Raw genomic sequence first — 26,039 nt, 5'->3', positions numbered from 1 at the left:
TGACGATAGGCGGCGATGAACGCGGGGTAAATCGCGCAAGTCGATTGTCATTATGTGCGGTCTTGCTAGAATCTGCCGCGATGGCGCGTAACAGTGGAGGGGCATATGGCTGAAGACGACGATCAGGCAGAGCCCGATACCGAACGCGAGCCCGAGCGCGAAGAGGATGCGTATTCGCTGAGCCCGCAGGCGGTGGCGCGCATCATCTATGCAGTCGACATAGGCGATCACGACCTGTTGCTGCGGGAATTGTCCGGCCTGCATGCAGCGGACGTTGCCGACCTTCTGGAACAGATCAACGCCTTTGACCGGCGCCGCCTGATCGAGCTTTATGGCAGCGATTTCGATGGCGACGTGCTGTCGGAACTGGACGAAGGGCTGCGCCAGGAGGTGATCGGCCTGTTGCCGCCCGACGTTCTGGCCGATGCGGTGCGCGATCTGGAATCGGACGATGTGGTCGATCTGGTCGAGGATCTGGAGGATCACGAGCAAGAGGCGATCCTGAGCGCGCTCGAGGCCGGCGACAGGATCGCGGTGCAGCAATCGCTGACCTATCCGGAATATTCCGCCGGCCGCCTGATGCAGCGCGAAGTGGTAATGGCGCCCGAGCACTGGAATGTGGGCGAAGCCATTGATTACCTGCGCAATCAGGAGGATCTGCCCGAGCAGTTCTATCACATCATCCTGGTCGATCCGCGCCTGCGCCCGGTGGGCAACGTCACGCTGGGCAAGCTGATGGCGGCGCGGCGCGAGGTGTTGCTGAGCGCTCTGGTGGAGGAGACGTTCCATGTCTTTCCCGTCACGCAGGACGAAGAGGACGTGGCCTATGCGTTCAACCAGTATCACCTGATCTCGGCCCCGGTGGTGGACGAGGACGACCGCCTGGTCGGGGTGATCACCATCGACGACGCGATGGCGGTTCTGGACGAGGAACACGAAGAGGACATCCTGCGCCTTGCCGGTGTCGGCGAGGGGCGGCTGAGCGACCGGGTGATCGACACCACGCGCCGCCGGTTCCCGTGGCTGGCGGTGAACCTCGTGACGGCGATCCTGGCCTCGATGGTGATCGCGCAGTTCGAAGAGGCGATCACCCAGGTGGTGGCGCTGGCGGTGCTGATGCCCATCGTGGCGTCGATGGGCGGCAATGCCGGCACCCAGAGCCTGACCGTGGCGGTGCGCGCCATCGCCACCAAGGACCTTACCGGGTCGAACGTGTGGCGCTTCATCCGGCGCGAGGTGCTGGTGGGGCTGGTGAACGGGGTGATCTTCGCCGTGGTGATGGGCGTGGTCGGCGTGCTGTGGTTCGGGGGGCCGGAACTGGGTTACGTGATCGGTGCCGCCATGGTGATCAATCTGGTCGTGGCCGGGCTGGCCGGGACGGTGATTCCGGTCATACTGGAACGCATCGGCGTTGATCCGGCGCTGGCCTCGGGGGCGTTCGTGACCACCGTGACCGATGTGGTCGGGTTCTTCGCCTTTCTGGGGCTGGCGGCGGCGGTGTTGTTATGAACGATCTGACAGAGGTGAAGACGCAGGCGCGCAGGGCTGCCTTCGCTCGGCGCAAGGCGGCGCATGAGGTGGCCTTGCCGGGGGCGGCGGCGCATCTGTCCGAAGTGCTTGCCGGGTACCGGGGCGTGCCGCTGGCAGGCTATATGGCGATCCGCACCGAGATCGACCCGCTGCCGGCGATGGAGGAAGCGGCGGCGCATGGGCCGGTATGCGTGCCGGTGATTCAGGGGGCCGGGCTGGCGCTCAAATTCGCGCGCTGGTCGCCGGGCTGTACGCTGAAGGACGGGCCGTTCGGGGCGATGATCCCCGAACTTGACGATTTCTTCGAGCCCGAGATCGTGATCGTGCCGCTGGTGGCGTTCGACCGGCGGGGCGGACGGCTGGGCTATGGCGGCGGGTTTTACGACCGGACGCTGGAGATGCTGCGCGCGAAACGCCCGACGCTGGCGATCGGGTTTGCCTACGCGGCGCAGGAGGCCAGGGCGCTGCCGCTGGAGCCCACGGATCAGCCGCTGGACATGATCGTGACCGAAGCCGAGGTGATCGAACCCGGCCCGGTATGAATGCGCCGCCCGCGCCGTTCGGATCGGGCGCAGGGCCGGTTGTGGGGGTATGTATGAGGAGGCGTGGTCTGTGCCTTCCAAAAGGACCGGGATGAGCAGGTTAACGTATTTTATTCTCGCGAATTTCCTGTCGTCGGTCTCCATGGGGGTGTTTTTGATTGCGTTGCCGTGGTTGATCGTGAAGACGCTGGGTGGCAACGCGCTGATCGCGGTCAGCGCATTCGCGATGCTGGTTCTTTTCCTGCTGAGACAGAGAAGCGGAACACTCGTGGATTCCGCTCCGCGAGGTAGGTTATTCGCCACCGCAATGGTTGGGATGGGTCTGCTTCTGGCTCTGTTGGCCGTTGCGCCTGCGAACACGGCTTTGATGCTCACTGTATTCTTCTGCGGCCAAATCTACTTGTTTTTCTATTATGTCATCCGGTCTGCCATCACCCGTGAGATCGTGCCGGAGGGTCAATTTGGCCGCTACAATGGGATTCTCGAAATCGAGGGCCAGGTATCCACATTTTTCGCGGGAGGGGCCGCAGCGTTCTTCTTTGCACAGAATACGGAGTCCCTGTCTCCGGTCTTATGGGCCTCCGCAGGAGGTATGCTGATCTCATCGCTGATCGTGCTTGTAAAGCTGCCCACCGACGCGCCGCCACGTGACGCTGGTGAAAATGAAACGGAAACCCCTGCAACGCAAGCGTTTCCACTCTCTCTGATGCTTCTGGCCTACTGCGGGAGCGTACCGTTTATCTGCGTGATGCTACTCAACGTGATCAAGCCAATCGTTATTGTCGATCTGCTGCGGTATTCGGGTGAAGTGCTCGCGCTCACAAGCGTGTTCTACACAATCGGAGCCATTGCCGCGGGCCTGCTCGGCGGGCGAGGCTGGATCGGAACGGGACAGAAGCAGGTCGTCACCTTGACGCTGTTTGGTTTCTTTATTTTCTGCCTGTTGCCAGCTATCGCACCTACACCGATTGTCCTTTACGTTAGCTCAGTCGTCTGGGGGTTCAGCAACGGTTTGAGCCGGATCACATGGCAGACAGCAGCCATGAGCCAAGTCGGCAATCAGCGGATCGGAAACTTCTTTGCGACCGTCACCGCAGGAGTCGGTGTCATGCGCATCGGGTTATTGTTCGGCTATTGGGCAATATCCACGCTTTGGGGATATGAGATATCCTTCGGCTATCTCGCATTGATCTGTGCCATTGGCCTCGTCGTTTTTGCGTCAGCGCTCTTGAGGCCGCAAACCTTTTGACGATGGAACTTCCAATCAAATTCCTCGTTCTCATTGGGCTTTGGTGTCTGCATTTCCTGCTGGAATACAGTGAGATATTTCCTCGCTTTTGCAGAGATCGCGGTGCTGCGAGCGCAGGCCCCAAGAAATTGGCACTTCCGGAATGGTCTCCAAGCTGACCTTTAGGTTTCCATGAAGCGGGACAGCCGCGTGGCGGGGGCGGATAAGGAGGCGCCCGCTGGTGGCAGGCAAACCGACCGGGGCGCGGTGCACCTGAAGAGGGCAAATGCCCTGACGATCGACAGTTCGTGGCGTGAACTTGGCCCAGCACGAAATGACGCGCCAACCTGATCTGGTCGGACCTTTTCCAACTTCGGTGCTTCAGGATGACAATATGGCTGTGAGGATACTTATCAATAATGAATGTTGCTGCCTCTTCCGAGGACAGGCTACGGATATATGACGCTTCTTGATGATCTCTTTCATTCACAATTACAAACTGGTTTTCGCAAAAAAACTACGCAACTGAGGACTCACGGCCCCCTATCAGTTCCCCCGCACACACCCACCCCTCCACCCTCAACGAAATGAAAACGCTACATCTCGCGTTTCATCTGCACCGCCGGGAAATACACCCCCGGCCCCAGATGCAGCTCCACCTCGCCCTGCGCGGCAAATCCCATCGCCCCGTAAAACCGCACCGCATTGCGCGTGGACAGGCACAGGAAGCTCCTCACCCCCGCCGCCTGCCCCGTCGCTTCGATCCGCCCGAACAGCGCCCGTCCGATGCCCTGCCGCTGGTGATCGGGGCACACCGCCACATGCCGGATATGGCCCAGCCCCGCCACGCCGGGACGCCCGAACGGGGTTTCCCGGCTCCAGCCCCCCGCGCCCACCACGCGCCCGGCCCTCACCGCCACGAAATATTCCGCCGCGCTCAGCAACTCGGGCCGCGCCCGGCCCAGCACCGGCAACACCGCGCGCAGCAGGTCGGGCGGGTAATCCGCACAGAGCAGCCGGGCACAGCTGCGCTTCAGCATATCGTCGATATCGGCCGGACAGGCCGCACTTGCGGGAAGGATCTGAAGGGAACTCATAAAACGGGCCTCGGGCTGTTGGATCACCGCCCCGCCGCCCGTTCGCCTGCCCCCCGGAATCAAGAAAGCCGCGCATCGGGCGGCGCGGCTTTCGTCAGTCTGTCAAAGTCGGGCGATCTTACTTGATCTTGCCTTCCTTGTACTCGACGTGCTTGCGCGCCACCGGGTCATACTTTCGTACGACCATCTTTTCGGTCATGGTGCGTGCGTTTTTCTTGGTCACGTAGAAATGGCCCGTGCCCGCGGTCGAGTTCAGACGGATCTTGATGGTCGTCGGCTTCGCCATTTTGCTGTCTCCTGCACCGGACGCGCGGCGCGCCCGTGAAATTCGTCATGAAGCCCGCCTTTTAATGGCGCGCGCGCCCGAGTCAACCGGTTTTTGCCGCCCCGGTCGTGCCGGTCGTCAGTTCGACGACAAACGCGTGGGCATACGATAGAAATAATGCACCCCGATCGACGCGGTCTGCGAGAACGTGCGCGCCCAGCGCGGGCTGACCGCACGGGTATGGTAATGCGTCGCCCCCGCCGTCAGGTGACGCGGCGCACCGTCCACCATCAGCCTGGCCACCTTGCCCACCTGCTCGAAGGCGCGCGGCTCGCTGATCACCTCGGGATGCCCATCGCAGGTATAGCTGAACTGGCAGGCGTATTTGCGCCCCGTCCCCTGTTTGACCACACCGCAGATACTGTCGGGAAATTCGGCGCTGTCGACGCGGTTCATGATGACCTCGGCCACCGCAAACTGCCCCTTCACGCTTTCGCCGCGCGCCTCGAAATACAGCGCCTCGGCCAGGCACCGCCACTGCGCGCCGCCTTCTTCCAGAGATTGCCCCGCCAGCCAGTCGCGCGAATAGCGCAGATCGGCCTCGGGACGTTCCATGTAACTGGCCAGACGCGCCTGCGACATCTGGTTGAGCGCGCGCATCTCCTGATCGAACAACCGCTTGACCGGTGTGTCCGCCGCAGCCATCCCCCCCAGACACGTCAACACAATGGCAGCAAACCTGAACATCGGATCTTTCCTTTCATGGCCCCCCACCGGGCCCCCGGATTGATCCGCGTCACATAGACAAAATGCCTGCACAGGTCCAGTCCACGACACACCATGCCAATTCACGACATTATTTCCCGTCGCGACTCCCGTGGCCAACATGCCATATCTTGCGCAAAATGCGCCTCTCGCTACCCGATCTTGTCTTTTACCGCCAGCTGTGCGGCAGCAAGTCGCGCCACCGGCACCCGGAAGGGCGAGCACGAAACATAGTCGAATCCCACGTCCCGGCAGAAGGCGATTGATTCGGGGTTGCCGCCATGTTCGCCGCAGATCGACAGAACCAGATCGGGCGAGGCCCTGCGACCCCGTTCCGCCCCGATACGCAAAAGTTCGCCCACACCGTCCACATCCAGCGTATGGAACGGGTCTTCGGGGTACACTCCCTGCTGCACATAGGCCGACATGAACCGCCCGGCATCGTCGCGGCTCAGGCCATAGGTCATCTGCGTCAGGTCGTTGGTACCGAAACTCAGAAACGCCACATGCGGCGCGATCTCTTCGGCGCGCAGCGCGGCGCGCGGCGTTTCCACCATCACGCCCAGACGATAGGTGAACTCCTGCCCGGTCTCGTTGCGCACCGCCGCCGCCACCAGGTCGATCCGCGTCTTGACCAGTTCGACCTCGCGACAGGCCGACACCAGCGGAATCATGATCTCGGGCACCACCGGCGCCCCCTCGCGGCTGGCCTCGATGGTGGCCTCGAAAATCGCCCGCGCCTGCATCTCGTAGATTTCCGGCACCACGATGCCCAGCCGCACCCCCCGCATCCCCAGCATCGGGTTGTATTCGCCAAGGGCATCCACCCGGCGCGTCACGTCCGACAAGGGCAGGTCCAGCGCCTCGGCCAGCTCGCGCATGCCGCTGCGGTCGGACGGCAGGAATTCATGCAGCGGCGGGTCGAACAGGCGAATGCATACCGGCTTGCCCTGCATGATGCGGAACAGGTCGATGAAATCCGCCCGCTGCATCGGCAACAGCCGCTCCAGCGCCGCCGCGCGGTCCTCGCTGGAATCGGCAAAGATCATTTCGCGCATCACGGTCAGCCGGTCGGTCTCGAAAAACATGTGCTCGGTCCGGCACAGCCCGATTCCCTGCGCGCGGAACCTGCGCGCCACCTCGGCATCGGCGGGGGTGTCGGCATTGGCGCGCACGGCAATGTCGCGCACCTCGTCGGCCCAGGTCATCAGGGTCTGGAACGAGTCGTCGCGCGCCGCTTCCAGCAACGGGGCCTCGCCCGCCAGAACCTCGCCATTGCTGCCGTCGATGGTGATCGTATCGCCCTTTTTCAGAATCCGGCCATCGGGCATCTTCAATTGCTTGTGCGCCGGATCGAATCCGATCTCCGACGCGCCCACCACACACGGCAGGCCAATGCCCCGCCCGATCACCGCCGCGTGGCTGGTCATCCCGCCCCGTTCGGTCAGCACCGCCACCGCGGCATGCATCCCGCGAATATCCTCAGGGTTGGTTTCGCGCCGCACCAGAACGCAGGCTTCGCCCCGCGCCGCAGCGGCCTGCGCCGCCTCGGCGGTAAAGACGATCCGGCCCGTCGCCGCGCCGGGGCTGGCCGCCACGCCCCGCGCCAGCACGTCGCGCGGCGCTTCCGGATCGACCTGCCGGTGCAGCAATTCGTTCAGCGCCCGCGGCTCGATCCGCATCAGCGCCTCTTCACGCGCGATGATCCCGTCCTCGGCCAGCGCCACGGCAATCGCCACCGCCGCGCGGGCGTTGCGCGCCACGCGCACCCCGTCCAGAACGAACACCGCGCCGTTCTCGATGGTGAACTCCACCTGCATTTCCTCGCGCAGCTTGACGCGCATCAGGGCGGTATACTCCTTGAGCGCCGCAAACGCCTCGGGCGCCAGTTCCTCCAGCGACGGGCCGCGCGGGTCCTGCTCCAGATACAATGCGTCCGACCCGCCATGCAGCGCCTCGCGCCCCTGGCTCTGGCTCAGGTAGCGCCCGGTGATCTGGCGCGTGCCTGTCTGGCTGTCCACAAGCTGGATCACCCCCGATCCGCATTCGCCCTGCCCCAGCCCGAACGCCATCTCCTGCACCACAAGGCCCAACCCCGCATCCGCCGGTGCGCCCTTGGCCTGCCGCAGCAGCCGCGCCGTCGTGCCCTCCCAGGCCCGCGCCATCGAGCGCAGCACCTCGGCCAGTTGCACGCCCGTATCCTGCGGGAAATCTTCCTCGGTTTCGTCCTCATAAGCGCGCAGCGCCTGCCCCAGCCCTTCGATGGGGTCTTCGGAAATCTCGTCGAACATGTCCGGGTCCAGCCGCGCCACATGAATCGCATAGGCCTGCACGAACCGCAGATACAGATCCGAAGCCGCCTCCTTGCCCAGACGATCGCTCAGTTCCACGAACTTGGCGTCGTTCATCCCGATATTCAGAACCGCCCCCGGCCCGCCCCAGTCCGGGTCTTCCGAAGACGGGCGCACGCACAGCAAGGCCTCGTCCTGAAACGGCGCCAGCATCCGCGTCATGTCGGGGCTCTCGCCCGCGGCGATTCCGTGAACCGCCCGGAACGACAAAGCGATGGTGCGCGGCACCGGCAGATCCAGCCGCACCAGCCGCTGAAGACACTTGGCGCGCCCGCCATGCGTTTCCGCCGCCATCGGGGCCGAGGGGGTGATCAGGGTGATATCCGGGTCGTTATGCTGCACTGCGGCACCTTTCGCTGCGTGGCCGCAGAATACGCGCCCGCCCGCTCATGGCAAGGGAAAGCCGGTCACGGGCGGCAGGTGACCGGACGGCGCAAAGGTCCATGATGGACGCAATTTCGCGCCGGAGCCCCGATTTTCGTACAAAACGCGCGTACACTTCGTACAAAACCGTACGAAACGCGGCGCTCAGCCCTCCAGCCTGGTCAGATCGGCGGCTTTCAGGCAAATGTCACGGATTTTTCCAAGCAAATTCAGCCTGTTACGGCGAACGATCTCGTTCTCCGTATTGACCTGCACCGCCTCGAAAAACGCATCCACCGCCGGGCGCATCGCAGCCATCGCAGCCATCGCCCCCACAAAATCCTCGGCCTCGTTGGCCTTGGCGATCTCGGATTCGGCCGTGTCGAGAGCGGCGAAAAGGTCTTTTTCTTCAGTGACTTCCGCGAATTTCGGATCGGCCCCGAACGAGTATTCCACCCCGTCGCGCTCCTCGGCCTGGGTCAAGATATTGTTCGCCCGCTTGAACCCCTGCACCAGGTTTTCACCGTCTTCCGTTTTCAGAATATCGTTCAACGCCCCCGCCCGCGACACGATCAGGCTCAGGTCGTCGCCCCCGTCCAGCGTCAGGCAAGCGTCGATCACGTCATACCTAAGCCCTTGATCACGCAGGTAAACTTTCAGCCTGTCATGGAAGAACGCCAGCAGATCGGTGCTCAGATCCGGCACCAGATCGCCCACCGTGCGCAGCAAACTGCCCTCGCCCGTATCCGGCGCACCGTCCTTTCCCTGCAACCGATCCATCACCGCATGAAACGCCGCCCCGAACACCCCGCGCTCCGCAACCTCTTCCAGAATCTCCTCCAGCGTGTCGATTTCGCCTTCGCTCGCACGGGCGTGATTGAGGCTTATCTTGTGGCGCAGCAGTTGTGCATCAATATATCTGTCCAGTTTGACGCGATATCCGCCATCCAGAATGATGCGGATCACCCCCAAGGCCGCGCGACGCAGCGCGAACGGATCTTTCGATCCGGTCGGTTTTTCGTCGATCGCCCAGAACCCCGTCAGCGTATCCAGCTTGTCCGCCAGCGCCACTGCCACCGAAACCGGCGCGGTCGGCACATCGTCGGATGGCCCAAGCGGCGCATAATGCTCTTCACAGGCCGCCGCCACCTCGGCGGGCAGGCCCGCCGCTTCGGCATAGTAACGCCCCATAAGCCCTTGTAATTCCGGGAATTCATAGACCATTTCGGAACTCAGATCGGCCTTGGCCACCCGCGCGGCCTGTCCTGCCAGATCGGGCCTGGCCCCGACCTCCGGCGCGATCTCCTGCGCCAGCGATGCAATCCGGACGATCCGCGCCGCCTGCGTTCCCAACTGACGCTCGAACGTGACATTGCCCAACTGCTCGATCCACGCATCCATACCGGAGCGGGCAACGCGTAAGTCATTCTCCCAAAAGAATTTTGCGTCCGACAATCGTGCCGACAGAACCTTCTGGTTGCCCGCAAGAATGGTCGCGCCATGATCGGCGGTTTCGATATTGGCCACGGTCACGAAGGATTCGATCCGCGCGGTCTTGGGGTTGCGTACCGAAAAGAACTTCTGATGTTCCTTCATCGAGGTCTGCAAAACCTCGGGCGGCAGTTCCAGAAACTCGTCGTCGATCCGGCCCAACAGGACCACGGGCCATTCGACCAGCCCGGACACCTCGGCCAGAAGCCCTTGATCTTCCACGACTTCCAGCCCGGCGGCAAAGGCCTGATTGGTTGCGTCCTGCCAGATGTGATCGGCGCGCTCCCTGGGGTCGAGGATAACTTTGGCGCGCTTCAGCCTGGCCTCGTAATCCTCGAACGAGGTCACGGCAAAGCGGCCACCGCCCATGAAACGGTGCCCCTCGGTGGTGTTGCCCGCCTTGATGCCATCGACATCCAGATCGACCACCCGCGCCTCACCCGCATCATCCGTCAGAATGCACAGGATCGAATGCAAAGGCCGCACCCACCGCAGGCTGCCCGATCCCCACCGCATGGATTTCGGCCACGGGAAGTTGCGGACCACACTCTCCAGAACCTCGGCCACGATGGCATCCGCCGGACGGCCCGGCTTGGTGATGGTGGCGAAATACACTTGCCCTTTTTTTTCGTCCCGCACCTCAAGATCATCACGCGAAACGCCTGCACCGCGCAAAAAGCCCTCGATCGCCTTTTCCGGTGCGTCCACACGCGGCCCCTTGCGTTCTTCCTTGATGGTCGGACTTTCGGCCAGCAGCCCCTCGACCGCCAGCGTCAGGCGGCGCGGTGTGGAGAAGGCCTGCGCACCGGCATAGGTCAGACCGGCCTCGACCAGACCGTCAGTCATGCGCTTGCGCAGATCATCCGCGGCACGGGCCTGCATGCGGGCGGGGATTTCCTCGGAAAACAGTTCGATCAGGAGATCAGGCATATCGGTCAGTTCCCATTCGGGGGTTCAGGGCAGTCTTCGGGCGCAGGCTGGCCGTCAAAGACGACCTCGCCACAATGGTTGATCTGGTGCCAGACATAACCGCGACCGTCTTCGGTGATGGCGACGATCCGGTCGATGCCGTATTCGATGTCCTTCTGACCCAGAAAGGCCAGTGCGCGACCGTCTTCCAGAGCAGCACCAAGCGCATCGGCGTCGAAACAATCAAACCAGCCCGGCGCGACCAAAGGCTCGGCCCGCTCGTAGGGTTCATAGGTTTCCGTCAGCATGGCCTGGCTCATGGTGGTGGTAAAGCAGGCCCGGTAGCGGATGGGCGAACTGTCGGAATCGATCGCACGGAAATCGTCATAGAGCACCGGCTCGGGCTGGCCGGACACCATCGAGGTCATCAGAACGTCATCGGTACCGTTGCCCGATACCTCGTCATAAAACGCATAGATTTGGAGATAATAAAGCGCCGCACCCGCGACGATTGCCGTAACCAAGATCAGCCCCGCCAGAAATTTTCCCATTACGCCGCATGCCCCCCGGCCTCGGTCTGAACGAAGGCGTCGGCGCATTTCTTGGCCAGCGCACGCACCCGGCCGATATAAGCCTGCCGTTCGGTCACGGAAATCACACCGCGCGCATCCAGCAGGTTAAAGAGATGGCTGGCCTTGATGCACTGATCATAGGCGGGATGCGCCATGATGATCCGATGGCCGGTCTTGGGGTCTTCATGTTCGTGACTCAGGATCGCCTCGCATTCGGCCTCGGCCTCTTCGAACTGTTTCAAGAGGACATCGGTATTGGCCACATCGAAATTCCAGCGGCTGTATTCCTGCTCGGTCTGGCGGAACACATCGCCATACGACAGCGCAATCGGCGCATCGGGATCGTTGAAGGGCATCTCCATCACGTGATCGACCCCCAGGACGTACATTGCCAGACGCTCCAGACCATAGGTCAACTCGCCCGAAACGGGCTGACAGTCATGGCCGCCGACCTGCTGGAAATAGGTGAACTGGCTGACTTCCATTCCATCGCACCAGACTTCCCAGCCAAGGCCCCAGGCTCCCAGAGTGGGGCTTTCCCAGTCATCCTCGACAAAACGGATATCGTGCAGGGCCATATCGATGCCGATGGCCTCGAGGCTGCCGAGATACAGCTCTTGCAGGTTGGGCGGGCTGGGTTTGATCAGGACCTGGTACTGGTAATAGTGCTGCAACCGGTTGGGGTTTTCCCCATAACGCCCGTCGGTGGGGCGGCGCGAGGGCTGCACATAGGCCGCCGCCCAGGGTTTCGACCCAAGCGAGCGCAGCGTGGTGGCCGGATGGAACGTACCGGCGCCCACCTCCATGTCATAGGGCTGCATCATGGCACAGCCCTGCCCGGCCCAGTAGGTCTGAAGCCGCAGGATGACTTCCTGAAAACTGCGTGGTTTGCTTGTCTTGTCCGCCATGGTCGTCTCCGGGCTCGGGCCGTCGAAATCGCCGCTCTTACCTACGGCTCCGATCCGGCAGGGTCAATTGCATGACCGGGCATATTTTGGGTGCACGCAGATACAGATTTGTTAAAACACCTCTCAAGCGCAATAGAGGCGCGGAAAACACGATCGGGCAAGGATTAAGGGAAATTCATGACACGCATTTTTTGGGCAACGCTGTTTGCAATCCTGATGATCGGAACGGCGCAGGCGCAACAGCAGGGCCCGACCGCATGGGTCCAGATCGAAGCGCAGCCCAGTCTTGCTCAGGCCCGCAACAGCATCCGCGGCTATGCCACCCGGCTTGAGGATGTGAACGGGTTCTCGTTGGGCGGAGGATGGTATGCCATCGCGCTTGGCCCCTATTCCCCCGACGATGCGGCGCGTGTCCTGCAGGTCTATCGCGCCGAGGGCGTGATCCCGCGCGACAGTTATATCGCCGACAACAACGACTATCGCCAACAATTCTGGCCCATCGGCGCGAACTTCCTGACCAGCCCTGCGCTGGTTCCTACGCCGCCCGCATCCGATACACCGCCCGAAAACGCCGCGATTCCCGACCTTCCCGACCCCGACCCGATCGACGAAACCCCGGCTGAGGCCCGCGCCAGCGAGCGCATCCTGACCCGCGAAGACCGCGCCGAGTTGCAGGAAGCGCTGAAATGGGCCGGTTTCTACGACGGCGGCATCGACGCGGCCTTTGGCCGGGGCACGCGCGGGGCGATGGCCCGCTGGCAGGCGGCGCAGGGCTATCAGAGCACCGGTATCCTGACCACCCGGCAACGTGCCGAGCTTTTGCAGGACTACAATGCCGTTCTGGCCGACCTTGGGCTGGATATCGTGCGCGACCCCGAGGCTGGAATCGAAATCAAACTGCCCACCGATATTGTCGGGTTCGAAAAATACGAACCGCCCTTTGCCCATTACACGCCAGTCGGCGACGTTGACGCGCGCGTTCTGCTGATCAGCCAACGGGGCGACAACAACACGCTGGCCGGGCTGTATGACATCATGCAGACGCTGGAGATCGTGCCCGAAACCGGTCCACGCTCTCTGAACGACGACGCGTTCACCCTGATCGGGGAAAGCGCCCTTGTAATCTCGCATACACAGGCCTGGCTACAGGATGGAGAGATCAAGGGCTTTACCCTGATCTGGCCCGCCGGTGACGAAGAGCGCCGCACGCGCCTGCTGGGGGAAATGCAGGAAAGTTTCGCCCGCCTCGACGGGGCCCTGGCCCCCACCGCAGGCAACGCGGGCACGCAAAGTATCGACCTTGTTTCTGGTCTGGAAATCCGCAAGCCGCGCCTGTCGCGGTCGGGGTTTTACGTGGACGGCAACGGCATGGTCGTCACCACCGCCGACGTGGTTCGGGATTGCCGCCGGATCACCATAGATCAGGATCACGAGGCCGAAATCGCCACTCAACAGGACGGCCTTGGAATCGCGGTTCTGCGCCCTCTGGAAACGCTCGCGCCGCTGGCCGTGGCCACGTTGCAGAACGCCGTTCCGCGCCTGCAATCGGAAATCGCTGTTGCCGGCTATTCCTACGGCGGCATTCTGGGCGCGCCGACCGTGACGTTCGGGCAACTGGCCGATCTCAAGGGGCTCGACGGGGAAAGCGGAATAAACCGGCTGGCGCTGAACGCTCTGGACGGCGATATTGGTGGCCCGGTCGTGGACGCCGCCGGGTCCGTGCTGGGGATGCTGCTGCCCGATGGCGGCAACGGGCGCACCCTGCCGGAAGGCGTGCGCTTTGCCCTGGACGCCGGGGCATTGCGCAAAGTGCTGGAAGAGGCCGGGATCAACCCGGCATCTCCCGCAGCACGCGCACCGCTGCAACCCGAGGCCCTGACCGACCACGCCAAGGGGATGACGGTTCTGGTCAGCTGCTGGGATTGAGGATCGCCAGCCCTGTCAGGCGATATCGGGCGTGAGCCGGATCAGGGTCGGCCCATCGGCCTTGAACGCCCTGAGGATCGCCCCTGACAGGGCGTCGAGACTGTCCGGCTGCTCGGCCCCGGCGCCATAGGCCCTGGCCAAAGCCGGGAAATCCGGATTCCGCGCCACGACCGCCTTGGGCGCGATCTGAGAGCTGATCATGTGCTGTTCGATCTCTCTCAGCTTGCCATTGTCCCAAAGCAGGATCGGCAACGGCAGTCCCAGTTCGACCGCGACGCCAAGTTCCGGCAACGTGTACTGAAACCCGTAATCCCCGGCGATGCACATGGTCGGCAACCCCGGTCGGGCGACCGCCCCGCCGATAGCCGCAGGCAAAGCATAGCCCAACGTGCCGAACCCGCTGGGATGATGCCAATGGCCGGGGCGCGGTATGTCCCATATTTCATTCGCGGCATAGGCAAACTGCGTCATGTCCGAAAACATCATGGTTTCGGGCGGCAAACTGTTTTGAAGATGTCCGCAGACGGCCCCGATTCCGGGCAGGCGGGAGTCGACCTCGGCCCGCCAGCCTGCACGCCTTGCCGCGACCTGCTCGGCGCTCCAATCGCTGCCCTGCATCTCCGGCAACGCATCGCACAACGCCTCCGCCGCCAGCAGGGAATCGGCGGCCACGGGGATTTCGGCGCGTTGCTGATCGGCCAGCACCTCGGCATCCAGATCGACACGGATCATTGTCCCCGTGTGCCCCAGATGCCCCCGCCACGTATCGACCTCGGCCAGTTCCGTGCCCACGGCCAGAACCACATCGGCCTTCGCGATCTCGTCGACCGAACCGGGCCGCATCAGGAAACTGCCGTAGAACAGGGGGCAATCGGGCGGGAAAATCCCGCGACCGGCATAGGTGGTCATTACCGCCGCCCCCAGCCGGTCCCGCAACATATTCAGCGCCTCCGCCGCATGTCGCGCGCCGCCGCCGGCAATGATCAAAGGGCGCCTTGCGCCGCGCAACGCATCTGCCGCCGCCGCGATCTCGTCCGCTGACGGAACAGGCCGCGCCAGAACCGCCCGTGTCGGCGCAGCGGCCTGTGCCTCGCCCTCCAGCACGCGAATGGGAACCGACAGTTGCTTGGGCCTTTTGCGCGTCGTTTCAAACTCGGACAGGGCGCGGTCGATCAGCGCATAGGCCGCACCCGGAGACAACGCCGTTTCCGACCAGTCCGCTACACAGCGCCCCGCCCCGGCCTGATCCTTCATCTGGTGAAGCTGCCCGCGCCGCGCCGCCGTTTCATCCAGACAGGACGAAATCACCAATAGCGGCACACTGTCCGAATAGGCCTGCCCGATGGGGGTCATGATATTGCACAGGCCCGGCCCGGTGATCACATAGGCCACCCCCGGCCTGCCGCTGGCACGGGCATAGCCATCGGCCATGAAGCCCGCCCCCTGTTCGTGACGGGCCAGAACATGGGTGATTCCGGCTTCGTCAATTCCACGATACATTTCCTGATTGTGAACACCGGGAATGCCGAACACCGTATCGACACCCCGCGATTTCAACATATGGCTGATCTGGGCACCAAGCGGGCGTGTCGCTCCGCGAGAAGACATCGTCATCTATGAGCACTCCTGTCATTCGTCGCAAAATCGCAGGCGTCGGAACCGAAATATTCAGTCGCGCCAGAAAACGGGCATGAACAGAACGACGACCGCAACCACCTCCAGCCGTCCCATCAGCATGGCCATGATCATGATCCATTTCGACTCGGATGGATAGGCATTCAAAGCTCCGGTAGGGCCGACCAGTTCCCCGAAGGCCGGACCGATATTGAAAATCGCGGTCCATGCCCCGGTCAGCGCATCCGACATCGTAAGCCCCGTCAGTGCCAGCGCGACCGAGAACAGCCCGAAGAACAGAATGTACGTGGTGAACAGCAGGATCACCGACTGCAACACATCATCGCCCACGGCACGCCCGTCATGACGCAGAATGGTCACCTTGTGAGGGCTGAAAATCCGTGCCGCCTGCATCCCCACCGCGCGAAACAGAAGCTGATAGCGGAACACCTTGATCGAACATCCGGTCGATCCGGTGCACCCGCCAATCGCCCCGACGATAATCAGCACCACAAAGGGCATCCCCCCCCACGCCGTGACATCGCCATCGCCATAGCCCGTGCCCGAAAAGATCGACACGACGTTGAACAGACGTTCACGCACCGCCGCCTCGCTCAGGGTTTTAGACACCAGAAATTCATAGAAAACGATTGCCCCGCAGGCGTAGAAAATCCATCGAAAATACGCCCGCGCCTGAGAGTCGGCAAAAAACGGTTTGAGGTCGCCCCGCATCCCCTGCATCAGGCGCACAAAGGGCATGCTGGCCAGAACCATGAAAACGATACCGGCATATTGCGGAAGCCCCGGAAAGGCGGCAAAGGAATCGTCTCTGGTTGAAAATCCGCCCGTCGATACGGTGGTCAGGGCATGTACCGTGGCCTCGAACGGATCGAGCCCCAACAGGATATAGCTGACCGCGCACATCAGCGTGAGCGCCAGGTAGACGTTCAGCACACCCTTGGAAATGTCGATGGTCCGCGGGAGCACCTTGCCGAAGGTATCGAACCCCTCCGAGCGGAAAAACTGCATCCCGCCCACGCGCATCACGGGCAAAAAGGCCAGGGCGACGATCACGATCCCCAGGCCACCCAGCCATTGCAGGATACCGCGCCACAGCAACAACCCCTTGGGCAACTCATCCAACCCCACGAACACGGTCGATCCCGTTGTGGTCAGGCCCGACATGGCCTCGAACATGGCATCGGTAAAACTGGCCTGCGTCTCGCCCAGCATGAACGGAAGCGTTCCGAACGCGGGCAGGATCACCCAGACCCCTACGGTCAGCAAAAACGCCTGCTGGATATTCAGCGCATCGGCCACCCGGTTGTGACAAGCGACCGACACCAGAGCGCCCACAAGGATCGTCAGGATCGCGCTTTCGGCAAAAACGGGCCAGTGCTCGCGCCCCTCGGCGATATCGACGAGCATGGGGAAGAACATGGTCAGACCGAGGGTCGCAACCAATAATCCCACCACATATCCAACAGGGCGCAAATCCAACATGAGGCGCAGAGTTGGCCTTGGCCCGGCAGAGTGTCAAGCGCCAGTTGCCGCGCCACAAAGGACAATACGGACAAGCGCTGTCAGCGCCACGGGCGGACCTGCGCGGGATCGTCGGCCTCGTGCCGGGAGCACGGGCGGGGCGGCCAGCCATGTCGCATTTGCAACCACAGCGCCGGGGCCGCCCCGCATCTCATACGATCAACACCGATCAGGTGTAAAAGAGATCGCGATAGACATAGTGAATGATCTGATCGCGCGTCAGACCCATTTGCGCCAGTTCCTCGTCGCTTTTCGCTTCGAGCGCTTCGATCTTGTCGCGGCGAGAGGCTGCATTCATATGCGCTTCGAGCCCGCATTGCAGTGCCGTACCGATTGATGCCAACCAGTTGCGCAGGGCAGCAGGTGCCTCGGAAATATTTGTGGTCAGTGTTGCCATTGGAAACCTCGCTTTCGGCTTTCAGGTTTCCTCCCTGACCCGAAGTTAGGTCATCAAAGCTGACCTTACAATCGCCAATTGGTCATGCCTGCGTTGCACCTCGCGCAATCCGCACATCGCGGTATCAGCTCTTGCCCGGCGTGGTTGCGGCCTTGGCCGCCGGGGCAGGCATCGCCGGAGGCGGCGAAGGTTGACGCGGGCGTTTTACGGTATCGGCAACCGGTTTGTCCGGCTCGGCTTTGGTAGCGGTCGCCGTCCCGGAGCGCTTGGCCACAGCGGGTTCGGCCTTGGGGGCCGGTGGTTTCGCTTTGACCTTCGGGGCGGCCGGCCTGGCGGTTTCTGCGGCCTTCGCGGTTGGGCGCGCCGTTTTGGTTACCGGAATGAAAGGATTGGCGCCAATGGCGGCACGGCCAAATTCCTGCGCCACACGTATATGGGTTTCGATGACATACCCTGCCAATCGCATTCCGGCAGCCGATATTGCCAAAGGCGTGATAAGTTGGGTCATGGTCATGATCCTTTCCCTGTTATGCCCATTCCGACGCGTATCCGCACCGGATGACAAAACGGTAACGCAGACCGGCCCGGTCCCGCCCACGCGCACCATTCCGCCGGTCGACAGAACCGCCAGACGCCCATTTCAAACGCAAGAATGCGCTCCATGGCACAAAAACCGGGCAAACCGGAAAAACGAGGTTCTGAAAACGACCTAGCCGACGTGAAACAGCGTATTGAACAGCTTGGGGTCGATGCTGTCGGCGGCAAAGGTCGTGCCTTCGGTCAGGACGCTGACGGCATCATGGCTGTGCAGGCTTTCCTGATGGCTGGCGATCACCCGGAAATCCCCGATACGCGGCTCATTGTGCAGTTTCTCGCAAAACAGCCGGGTGGCATCCTCGACGAAGATCGGATTCGCGGCGTTGAGTTCCGCAAACGCCTGTTCGTCTTCGCGCTTCACCATGACCTGCGTTTCGGTCGGCACCGCGCTGCGTGCGATGTCGATCAGGTCTTCGAACCACAAAATGTCATCGCCTTTGGATTCGACCGAAATGCGCGCAACCGAACGCTGCGAATGCGGTGTCGCCAGCCGCCCACGCGCCTGCCGGGCATGTTCACTGAGTTCCAGCGAACACGGGCAGGTCGAGGAATAGACATAATCCAGATGCATGAACTTGCGCCGCTGACCGTCCCGTTCGACCAGTTCCATCGCGATATCGTAATACTGATAGCCCTCCAGCCCCGAGCGCAGGGATTTCACCCTGGCCGGGTAGGAAAACCGCATCTGAAGGCGCGCGTCGATGGTTTCCAGATCGCTGATATAATCGTCCAGCGCGGCCTCCATCACCTCGAAACTGAAGGTCTTTTCCGCATGGCGGTAAAAGCTGCGCATGATGCGCGACATGTTGATGCCCTTCTTGCCGGCCTCAAGGCTGACCGTACCCGTCACGCTGGTTTCCAGCGACAGGTCGCCATCATCGCGGGTATGGAAACGGATGGGCAGACGGAAATTCGAGATGCCGACATGCTGCAACTGCTTTTTCGCGCCACGGATCAGCGAGCTGGGGCCATTCTGCAAATCGGGCATCGTGGCCCTGTAGGCATCGCCCGCTTCGAACCCGTCGTCATACACACGTACCAGATCGGGATAGTTCACGCTTTGCCGCCCCGGCAAAAGGCGCGCGATGGCCGGGTCGAGATCGGCCACCTCTTCGGGCGTGACCTTTTCGGCCCACGCGCGCAGACGCTCAAGCGCCGCCCTGGCTTCTTCACGATCCGGCATATCCGACGGTTCCCGCGTATGAACGTTCATTTCCGGCCCCTTGCTCTATGGTGCCCGTGATATCTAATCACGCCGCTGGCGTATTTCCAATTTCGAAAGGAAGTACGCCGGAACCGACACTCCGGATCATTTCCCGGCCTGCGCGGCGGCCACGGCTTGCACGATATCGGCCACCAGGTCTTCGGTATCTTCGATCCCCACCGACAAGCGCACCAGCCCCGGCGTGATGCCAAGCGCCACTTTCTGGTCATCGGGCAACCGCTGATGGGTGGTGGTTGCGGGATGGGTCGCGATGGATTTGGCATCCCCAAGGTTGTTGGAGATCAGAACGATCTGTAACGCATTCAGGAACCGGAACGCCGCCGGTTGCCCGCCTTCAAGCTCCAGTGCGATCACCGTGCCGCCCTTGCCCATCTGACGCTGCACCAGATCGTATTGGGCATGCGACGGATGCCCCGGATAAATCACCCGTGCCAGCCCGGCTTGCCCCTGCAACGCCTCGGCAATGGCCAATGCGCTGTCGGCCTGCGCCCGGACCCGCAGCGAGATCGTTTCCAGCCCCTTGAGCATGATCCACGCCGTGAACGGCGACATCGACCCGCCGGTGTGCTTCATGTAGGGCTCGAGCGTGCCGCGAATAAAGTCGCGCGTGCCAAGGATCACGCCGCCAAGGGCGCGGCCCTGCCCGTCGATATGCTTGGTCGCCGAATAGACCACCACATCGGCCCCCTGTTCGATCGCGCGCGAAAACACCGGCGTGGCAAAGACATTGTCCACAATGACGGTCGCCCCGACCGCATGGGCAATTTCCGCGACGCCCTGCAAATCGACAACGTCCAATGTCGGGTTGGCCACCGATTCGAAAAATACCGCCGTGGTGTCCTCGCGGATGGCGTCGCGCCACTGCTCCAGATCGGTGCCGTCGACAAATGTCACCTCGACGCCATAGCGCGTCAGGATTTCCTCCAGAACATATAGGCACGATCCGAACAGCGCCCGCGCCGAAACCACGTGATCCCCGGCCCTGAGCATCGAGGTCAGCGCGCCGCTGACCGCCGCCATGCCGCTGGCCGTGGCAAAGGCGTCTTCGGCCCCTTCGAGGGCCGCGATCCGCTCCTCGAACATGGCCACGGTGGGATTGCCATACCGGGCATAGATATACTCATCCGGTCCCGCGTTCAGAAAACGCGCCTCGGCCTGCTCGGCCGTTTCGTAAACGAACCCTTGCGTCAGGAAAATCGCTTCGCTGACCTCGTTCCACTGGCTGCGCCGCGTACCGCCATGCACCAGTTTGGTGCGTGCTTTCCATTCACTGTCCATATCCGATCTCCATGGGCCATGCAGGCCCCAATAAAAAAACCCCCGACGCGGTCAAGCGAAAGGGGGCTTTCATCCTGACCTCTTTAGCGGTGTTGTTTAACGTGGCCCGCAATCCGGTAACAAATCGCCACGCGAACCGGATTAGCGGCCCTGCTGTTGCAGGTCAACACCGTCACGCGGGTTTAACCTGCGCTTCAAGAAAGTTTCGTATGTGTTTCCTATCGAGAGGCCACAAGATGTTGTGGGAACCTGATCGCATGCCGTTTTTGCAAATCAATGCCGGACCCGAGGGGCCAGCCTTGCACGGAACGCCCCGGCCCTTGCGTCCATCCCTGACGCAGGCCTTGCGCGCACAGGGGCCAATCATCATCATGACACACGGATTCAAGTTCGCCCCCGGACAAGGGCTGGATTGCCCGCATAATCACATCCTGTCGCTTTCGCCACTCAGCCGGTGCTGGAAAACGCTCAGTTGGCCACGTTACCTTGGCTATGGTGCAGGCCATCGCGGCGAAGGTCTTGGCATCGCCTTCGGCTGGGCCGGGCGCGGCACGATCTGGCAGGCCTACCGACAGGCCAGAAATGCAGGTCACTCCCTGGCCCGCCTGATCCACATGATTCATCAAATCGCACCCGGCAGGCCCATCCACCTGATCGCGCACTCTCTTGGTGCCCGCGTCGTCCTGAGCGCCCTGCACGATCTGCCAGAGGACAGCATAAGGCGCGCGATCCTCCTGTGTGGCGCGGAGTACATCGAAACCGCAAAGGCCGCGCTGTCCACGGATGCCGGGCGCACCGCCGAAATCATCAATGTCACGACACGCGAAAACGACCTGTTCGACTTCCTGCTGGAGCGGTTGATCCCGCCTGCCCGTTTCCGCGAGAACCGCAGCCTGGGGCGTGGCCTGCCTGACCTGCCCAACACACTGAACCTGCAATTGGATCATCCCGCGACGCTGACCCGGCTGTCACGGGCAGGGTTTTCGATCGCCCCCGCCAAAACGCGCATCTGTCACTGGTCCGCCTATCTGCGACCCGGAGTATTTCCGTTTTACCGTGACATTCTGCGCCACCCCGACGACTGGCCGATAAGCAAATTGCGCACCGCCCTGCCATACCAGCCCGATCCGCACTGGACGCGGCTGCGGGAACTTGCACCGCGCATCCTGCCCGTGGCAACGCCGGAAACGGCGGCCCTTCCCTAGGCCGCCCCTTCGTCCAGCGGCTCTTCCATGGGCAGCACCATCAGGACCATGAACCAGTAGAATGCATGCAGGAACAGCACGAACACCGGGATCACCGTGATCCAGACGGCCAGGGTTTCCGTAGCGACCAGCATTTCATTGACGATGATCACGACCGCCGCGGCAAGCGCATTCACCCGCAACAGGCTGACCCGTTGAACCGGTTGCGCATTGGCCCCCTGTGTCGGCACGATACGCTCCAGCAGATCCTGTTCACGCCGCATACCAAGAAACATGATGATCAGGAAAAAGCAGCAAAAGCCCGTCACCACGCGCTGCGTCACCAAAGGATCATTCAACGCCAGTTGCACACCTGCCAGCAAAACCATGATCAGCACCGGCCAGAGCAGCAGAGCGGGCCTGCCTTCACGCACCTTGCGCAAGCTATACGCTGCATTCGGCAGGTTCCGCCAGATCGTGTAGACCTCGGCCAGCACGACCGACGATACAAATGCGCGCTCTTCGGAAAAGCCGGTCTGGCGCATGACGATCCAGAGGATCAGCATCATGACGAGGGGAAGGAGATTCTCCGGCCGGATTGGCGGAATCGAGGTGGCGGCGAACCACAACCGGGTGGAGGTCGATTTAATCATACCTCTCGCGATACGGGCGAAATCTGGCGAAATCCCGACCAGCGTGTGAGTTTTCCACGAAATTCACAGCCGCCCGCAAGTGACGTAACGTCAGCCGTTATCGTCCGTCTGCGTTCCATGATCGCGAAACAACCGGCCCTGCCCCATGAAAAACAGGAAAATCGCCGCCGTCAGGCCGAACGTCTTGAAATAAACCCAGGCCTCTTCGCTCATCAGGCGCCAGACCAGTTCGTTGGCAATCGCAAGGCCGAAAAAGAACGCTGCCAGCCTCCTGGTCAGAATCATCCAGCCCTGATCGGTCAGCGGCATGACGCCCTCCATCACGTATTGCAGCCAGGATTGGCCACGCAACAATCCGGCCATCAGAACGCCGCCGAACAGCACATAGATGATCGTCGGCTTCATCTTGAAAAACCGCGGATCGTTGAACCACACGCTCATGCCCCCGAACACCACGATCAGCACCGCCGTGACCACCTGCATTTTCGACAAATGCCCGGTCAGCCACCACAACAGCCCCATCGCCAGAAGGAATACCGGAATGAACCCTGCGGTAACGACGATGAACCCCTCGTATTCGGTTCCGCCGATGGTAAAAATCCGATCCTTGAGCCACAGGTAAGCAGCGAAAAAGCCCAGGATCGGGCCCAGTTCCAGCCCTGTTTTCAGCATCGGGTTGATCTTGCGCTCGCTCATGTCCGGCCTCTTTGTTATCCGCCCATTTCAACTATCACAGCGCCAGCCGCGATCAACGTCATCAACGCGATCCGGCGCGGTCCCACTGTTTCCTTCAGCACCAGCCAGCCGATCAGGGCCGCAAACACGGTCGAGGTTTCGCGCAACACCGCCGCCTCTCCCACCTTGTCCAGCCGCGTGGCCATCAGGATCGACCCGAACGAAAAGAACGCCACCACACCGCCCACGATTCCGCGCAGGAACAATGGCCCCGGCGCAGGCCGCGCAGGCATCGCCCGCCACCGCAGAAAGGCATAGATCGGCAGAACCACCCCGTCGAGCATGAAAAACCACGCCAGAAAGGTAAACGGATCGGCGGCAGCGCGGATGCCATAGGCGTCATATGTCGTGTAAAGCGCCACGAACAACCCCGTCGCCACGGCCAGCATCAGAGCCGACGGCAGGTTTTCGCGGTTCACCTCGAGATAGCGCAGGTTATAGACGGCCAGCCCGAATATCCCCGACAGCAATACCGCAACGCCCAGCCATTGCACCGGCGTGAAGATTTCGGAAAACAGCAGGTACGCCGCGACCACCGTGAACAAGGGGCTGGTGCCGCGCACCACCGGATAGACCACCGTGTAGGCCCCCTTGGTATAGGCCTGTGCCTGAAGGATCTTGTAACTCAGATGGATCAGGAACACCCAGCCGAAGATCGGCCACATATGCGGCTCCGGCCACGGCACCACGAACAGGGCGAAAGGCGCGGCCATGATCCCATAGCTTCCGTCGATGGCGCCACGGCTGAGCCACGGATCATGCTTCCCCTTCTGCAAGGCCCCGAAAACCGCATGCAACAGCGCCGCCAGCACGGCCAGGGCAAGGGCCAGTTGATGCCCTGCCTCCGTCCCTTCCAGCGAGAGCAGCCAGTCGCTCAGCGTCATGTCGCTGCCACCCCTTGCATTTCGTGATAGGGTTGCCAGATCCTGCCATGACCACGATTTCGAGGCCGCATGTACGAATTTTCATTCGACGCTTTCACCAATGAATTCACCGGCACATTTTCCGGCGTGCCCCCGGTTGTTTCCGCCGCGCGCCTGACGGCGGCCCTGCTTTTGGGGGGCATCATCGGGATGGAGCGCGAATGGCTGCGCAAACCGGCAGGGCTGCGCACGCACATGCTGGTGTCGATGGCCGCCTGCCTGTTCATCATCGTCAGCCAGCAACTGGCCACGATCCCGTTCGGCGACGACGAAGCCCTGCGCGTCGATCCCTTGCGCCTGATCGAGGCGGTGACCGCCGGTGTCGCCTTTCTGGCCGCCGGGACCATCTTCACGTCCAGGGGCGAGGTGCACAACATCACAACCGGTGCCTCCATGTGGCTGGCCGGGGCCATCGGCCTGGCTTGCGGATCGGGGCAGATTCCCCTGGCCGTTATGGCAACACTGATTGTGCTGGTCGTGCTGCTGGTGCTCAGATTGTTCGAAAAATGGCTGGGCACCAACAACCCGACACCCCCGGAGTGACTCATTCCCGCTCCAGTCCCGTCAGCGCGGCGGCGAACTCTTCGGGGTCGAACGGGGCCAGATCGTCGATCTGCTCGCCCACGCCAATGGCGTGAATGGGCAGACCGAACTTGTCGGCCAGCGCCACCAGAACCCCGCCCTTGGCGGTGCCGTCCAGCTTGGTCATGACCAGACCGCTGACATCGGCGAGTTTCTGGAAGGTCTCGACCTGGCTCAGCGCATTCTGGCCCGTCGTGGCGTCCAGCACCAACAGCGTATTATGCGGCGCGGTTTCGTCTTTCTTGCGGATGACGCGGACGATCTTGGCCAGTTCCTCCATCAGGTCGGCGCGGTTCTGCAAACGGCCCGCCGTATCGATCATCAACAGATCGGCCCCGTCCGCCTGCGCCTTTTCCATCGCGTCAAACGCCAGGCTCGCCGGGTCCGAACCCTCCGGCGCGGTCAGCACCGGCACTCCGGCGCGGTCGCCCCAGATTTGCAATTGTTCCACCGCTGCGGCGCGAAACGTATCGCCCGCAGCGATCACCACGGATTTCCCGGCGGCCTTGAACTGGCTGGCCAACTTGCCGATCGTCGTTGTCTTGCCTGATCCGTTGACCCCCACGACCAGCACCACCTGCGGCGTCCTGGGATAAAGCGGCATGGGCCGCGCCACAGGCTCCATGATGCGGCTGATTTCCCCGGCCAGAAGTTCCTTGATCTCCTGCGTGGACAGTTTCTTGCCCATGCGCCCCTCGGCCATGTTGGCCGTGACGCGCAGGGCGGTATCCACGCCCATATCGGCGGTGATCAGCAACTCTTCCAGCTGTTCCAGCATGTCGTCATCCAGCACACGGCGAATGACGGTCTTTGCCTCCTTGCGCCCCAGAAGACGGCCCAGAATACCCGGTTTTTCCGCCTTGGCCGTTGAGACATCGCTCTCCGGCGTCTGAATGGGAATTTCCAGCGGCGCAGGCGTGGGCTGCGGTTCGGGCGCCCGGACCGGGGCTTCCTGAGGGGTGGCATCCGGCATCTCGGCTGGCGCAGGCGCGGGAACTTCCGAAGGCGGCGCAGGCACTTCCTGCGGGCGCGGCTCGGGGGCCGGTTCCGGTTGCGGTGCCGGTTCGGGGGGCGGTACGGGCATCGGCTCCGGTTGCGGCGCAGGTTCTGGTGCGGGCTCGGGTTCCGGTTCCGGTTCGGGCACCGGTTCTGGCTCCGGCGTCGGCTCGGGGTCAGGTTCAGGGTCGGGTTCGGGGGGCGTTTCGGGCTCGGGCTGCGCGGCAACCGGGGTTTCAGCCTCTTCCTCTTCCCCGCCGTCTTCGACAATCGCGTCCAGACCGTCCTCGATCTTCGACGACGACTTGAACAACCGATCCTTGAGTTTCTTGAAAAACGCCATGCGTCCCCCACACCGATGCTTTT

23 protein-coding genes and 1 riboswitch are annotated in these 26,039 nt (G+C 62.3%); of the genes, 6 read left to right on the top strand and 17 right to left on the bottom strand.

The window, feature by feature from the left end; all coding sequences use genetic code 11:
• Positions 1–105 precede the first annotated feature (105 nt).
• From mgtE to BUB53_RS11210, 3 genes are all read left to right on the top strand, one after another.
• Positions 106–1,509, top strand: a complete 1,404-nt coding sequence (gene mgtE, locus BUB53_RS11220; protein ID WP_073034845.1) for a magnesium transporter — start codon at positions 106–108, stop codon at positions 1,507–1,509.
• Positions 1,506–2,072 (top strand): 5-formyltetrahydrofolate cyclo-ligase, encoded by a 567-nt coding sequence (locus BUB53_RS11215; RefSeq protein WP_073034844.1) that lies wholly within the window; start codon positions 1,506–1,508, stop codon positions 2,070–2,072. The genes mgtE and BUB53_RS11215 overlap by 4 nt, the downstream gene beginning before the upstream one ends.
• A gap of 91 nt (positions 2,073–2,163) precedes the next feature.
• On the top strand, positions 2,164–3,321 hold the full coding sequence (locus tag BUB53_RS11210) for an MFS transporter (protein WP_073034843.1): 1,158 nt from the start codon (positions 2,164–2,166) through the stop codon (positions 3,319–3,321).
• 575 nt (positions 3,322–3,896) lie between these two features.
• Here the strand turns inward: BUB53_RS11210 and BUB53_RS11205 are convergent.
• The 7 genes from BUB53_RS11205 to BUB53_RS11175 form a co-directional block, all read right to left on the bottom strand.
• A complete protein-coding gene (locus BUB53_RS11205) occupies positions 3,897–4,397 on the bottom strand; it encodes a GNAT family N-acetyltransferase (RefSeq protein WP_073034929.1) in 501 nt (166 codons plus the stop codon).
• 118 nt (positions 4,398–4,515) lie between these two features.
• Complete coding sequence (gene rpmG, locus BUB53_RS11200; protein WP_039682682.1) at positions 4,516–4,683, bottom strand: 50S ribosomal protein L33; 168 nt, start codon at positions 4,681–4,683, stop codon at positions 4,516–4,518.
• A gap of 117 nt (positions 4,684–4,800) precedes the next feature.
• Complete coding sequence (locus BUB53_RS11195; protein ID WP_073034842.1) at positions 4,801–5,409, bottom strand: cell wall hydrolase; 609 nt, start codon at positions 5,407–5,409, stop codon at positions 4,801–4,803.
• Positions 5,410–5,579: 170 nt separating this feature from the next.
• On the bottom strand, positions 5,580–8,072 hold the full coding sequence (gene ppdK, locus BUB53_RS11190; protein ID WP_188744995.1) for a pyruvate, phosphate dikinase: 2,493 nt from the start codon (positions 8,070–8,072) through the stop codon (positions 5,580–5,582).
• A 234-nt stretch (positions 8,073–8,306) separates the two neighbouring features.
• The gene (gene glyS, locus BUB53_RS11185; protein WP_073034840.1) at positions 8,307–10,562 is read right to left on the bottom strand and encodes a glycine--tRNA ligase subunit beta; all 2,256 of its coding nucleotides are present in this window, start codon (positions 10,560–10,562) and stop codon (positions 8,307–8,309) included.
• Between the two features lie 5 nt (positions 10,563–10,567).
• On the bottom strand, positions 10,568–11,092 hold the full coding sequence (locus BUB53_RS11180) for a DUF6446 family protein (RefSeq protein ID WP_073034839.1): 525 nt from the start codon (positions 11,090–11,092) through the stop codon (positions 10,568–10,570).
• Complete coding sequence (locus tag BUB53_RS11175) at positions 11,092–12,021, bottom strand: glycine--tRNA ligase subunit alpha (RefSeq protein WP_073034838.1); 930 nt, start codon at positions 12,019–12,021, stop codon at positions 11,092–11,094. Before BUB53_RS11175 ends, BUB53_RS11180 begins: the two co-directional genes overlap by 1 nt.
• Positions 12,022–12,198: 177 nt before the next feature.
• Here BUB53_RS11175 and BUB53_RS11170 point away from each other — a divergent pair, with 177 nt between their 5' ends.
• Entirely contained in the window at positions 12,199–13,947 is a 1,749-nt protein-coding gene (locus BUB53_RS11170) for a serine protease (protein ID WP_073034837.1), read from the top strand.
• Positions 13,948–13,962: 15 nt separating this feature from the next.
• Here the strand turns inward: BUB53_RS11170 and BUB53_RS11165 are convergent, their stop codons facing one another.
• The 6 genes from BUB53_RS11165 to metZ form a co-directional block, all read right to left on the bottom strand.
• Positions 13,963–15,561 (bottom strand): 5-guanidino-2-oxopentanoate decarboxylase, encoded by a 1,599-nt coding sequence (locus BUB53_RS11165; protein ID WP_229709536.1) that lies wholly within the window; start codon positions 15,559–15,561, stop codon positions 13,963–13,965.
• Between the two features lie 54 nt (positions 15,562–15,615).
• Complete coding sequence (locus BUB53_RS11160; protein WP_073034836.1) at positions 15,616–17,064, bottom strand: TrkH family potassium uptake protein; 1,449 nt, start codon at positions 17,062–17,064, stop codon at positions 15,616–15,618.
• 208 nt (positions 17,065–17,272) lie between these two features.
• Positions 17,273–17,500, bottom strand: a complete 228-nt coding sequence (locus BUB53_RS11155; RefSeq protein ID WP_073034835.1) for a hypothetical protein — start codon at positions 17,498–17,500, stop codon at positions 17,273–17,275.
• Between the two features lie 124 nt (positions 17,501–17,624).
• On the bottom strand, positions 17,625–18,008 hold the full coding sequence (locus tag BUB53_RS11150; RefSeq protein ID WP_143163193.1) for a hypothetical protein: 384 nt from the start codon (positions 18,006–18,008) through the stop codon (positions 17,625–17,627).
• A 201-nt stretch (positions 18,009–18,209) separates the two neighbouring features.
• Positions 18,210–19,310, bottom strand: coding sequence for a GTP cyclohydrolase FolE2 (folE2, locus tag BUB53_RS11145; RefSeq protein ID WP_073034833.1), 1,101 nt, complete (start codon positions 19,308–19,310; stop codon positions 18,210–18,212).
• A gap of 96 nt (positions 19,311–19,406) precedes the next feature.
• A complete protein-coding gene (gene metZ, locus BUB53_RS11140; RefSeq protein ID WP_073034832.1) occupies positions 19,407–20,600 on the bottom strand; it encodes an O-succinylhomoserine sulfhydrylase in 1,194 nt (397 codons plus the stop codon).
• A 62-nt stretch (positions 20,601–20,662) separates the two neighbouring features.
• Positions 20,663–20,741, bottom strand: a riboswitch (SAM riboswitch).
• 230 nt (positions 20,742–20,971) lie between these two features.
• On the opposite strand from metZ, the gene BUB53_RS11135 reads away from it, so the two are divergent.
• Positions 20,972–21,805 (top strand): alpha/beta fold hydrolase, encoded by an 834-nt coding sequence (locus BUB53_RS11135; protein ID WP_229709535.1) that lies wholly within the window; start codon positions 20,972–20,974, stop codon positions 21,803–21,805.
• On the opposite strand, the gene BUB53_RS11130 is transcribed toward BUB53_RS11135, so the two are convergent.
• The 3 genes from BUB53_RS11130 to BUB53_RS11120 all read right to left on the bottom strand — a co-directional run bounded on the left by BUB53_RS11130 (position 21,802) and on the right by BUB53_RS11120 (position 24,050).
• On the bottom strand, positions 21,802–22,437 hold the full coding sequence (locus BUB53_RS11130; RefSeq protein WP_143163192.1) for a hypothetical protein: 636 nt from the start codon (positions 22,435–22,437) through the stop codon (positions 21,802–21,804). The two genes, BUB53_RS11135 and BUB53_RS11130, sit on opposite strands and share 4 nt — an antisense overlap.
• A 90-nt stretch (positions 22,438–22,527) precedes the next feature.
• Positions 22,528–23,133 carry an inner membrane-spanning protein YciB gene (locus tag BUB53_RS11125; RefSeq protein WP_073034830.1) on the bottom strand — a complete coding sequence of 202 codons (606 nt, stop codon included), beginning with the start codon at positions 23,131–23,133 and terminating at the stop codon, positions 22,528–22,530.
• A gap of 14 nt (positions 23,134–23,147) precedes the next feature.
• Positions 23,148–24,050: an EamA family transporter gene (locus tag BUB53_RS11120; protein WP_073034926.1), complete on the bottom strand. Its 903-nt coding sequence runs from the start codon at positions 24,048–24,050 to the stop codon at positions 23,148–23,150.
• Positions 24,051–24,125: 75 nt separating this feature from the next.
• Between BUB53_RS11120 and BUB53_RS11115 the strand changes: the two genes are divergently transcribed.
• Positions 24,126–24,638 (top strand): MgtC/SapB family protein, encoded by a 513-nt coding sequence (locus tag BUB53_RS11115; protein WP_073034829.1) that lies wholly within the window; start codon positions 24,126–24,128, stop codon positions 24,636–24,638.
• A 1-nt stretch (position 24,639) separates the two neighbouring features.
• On the opposite strand, the gene ftsY is transcribed toward BUB53_RS11115, so the two are convergent.
• On the bottom strand, positions 24,640–26,016 hold the full coding sequence (gene ftsY, locus BUB53_RS11110) for a signal recognition particle-docking protein FtsY (protein ID WP_073034828.1): 1,377 nt from the start codon (positions 26,014–26,016) through the stop codon (positions 24,640–24,642).
• Positions 26,017–26,039 lie beyond the last annotated feature (23 nt).

The sequence above is a fragment of the Roseovarius pacificus genome (assembly GCF_900142665.1).
Lineage (GTDB): Bacteria > Pseudomonadota > Alphaproteobacteria > Rhodobacterales > Rhodobacteraceae > Roseovarius > Roseovarius pacificus.
Note: the sequence above shows the minus strand (reverse complement) of the source record. Positions and strands in the feature narration are given on the sequence as shown.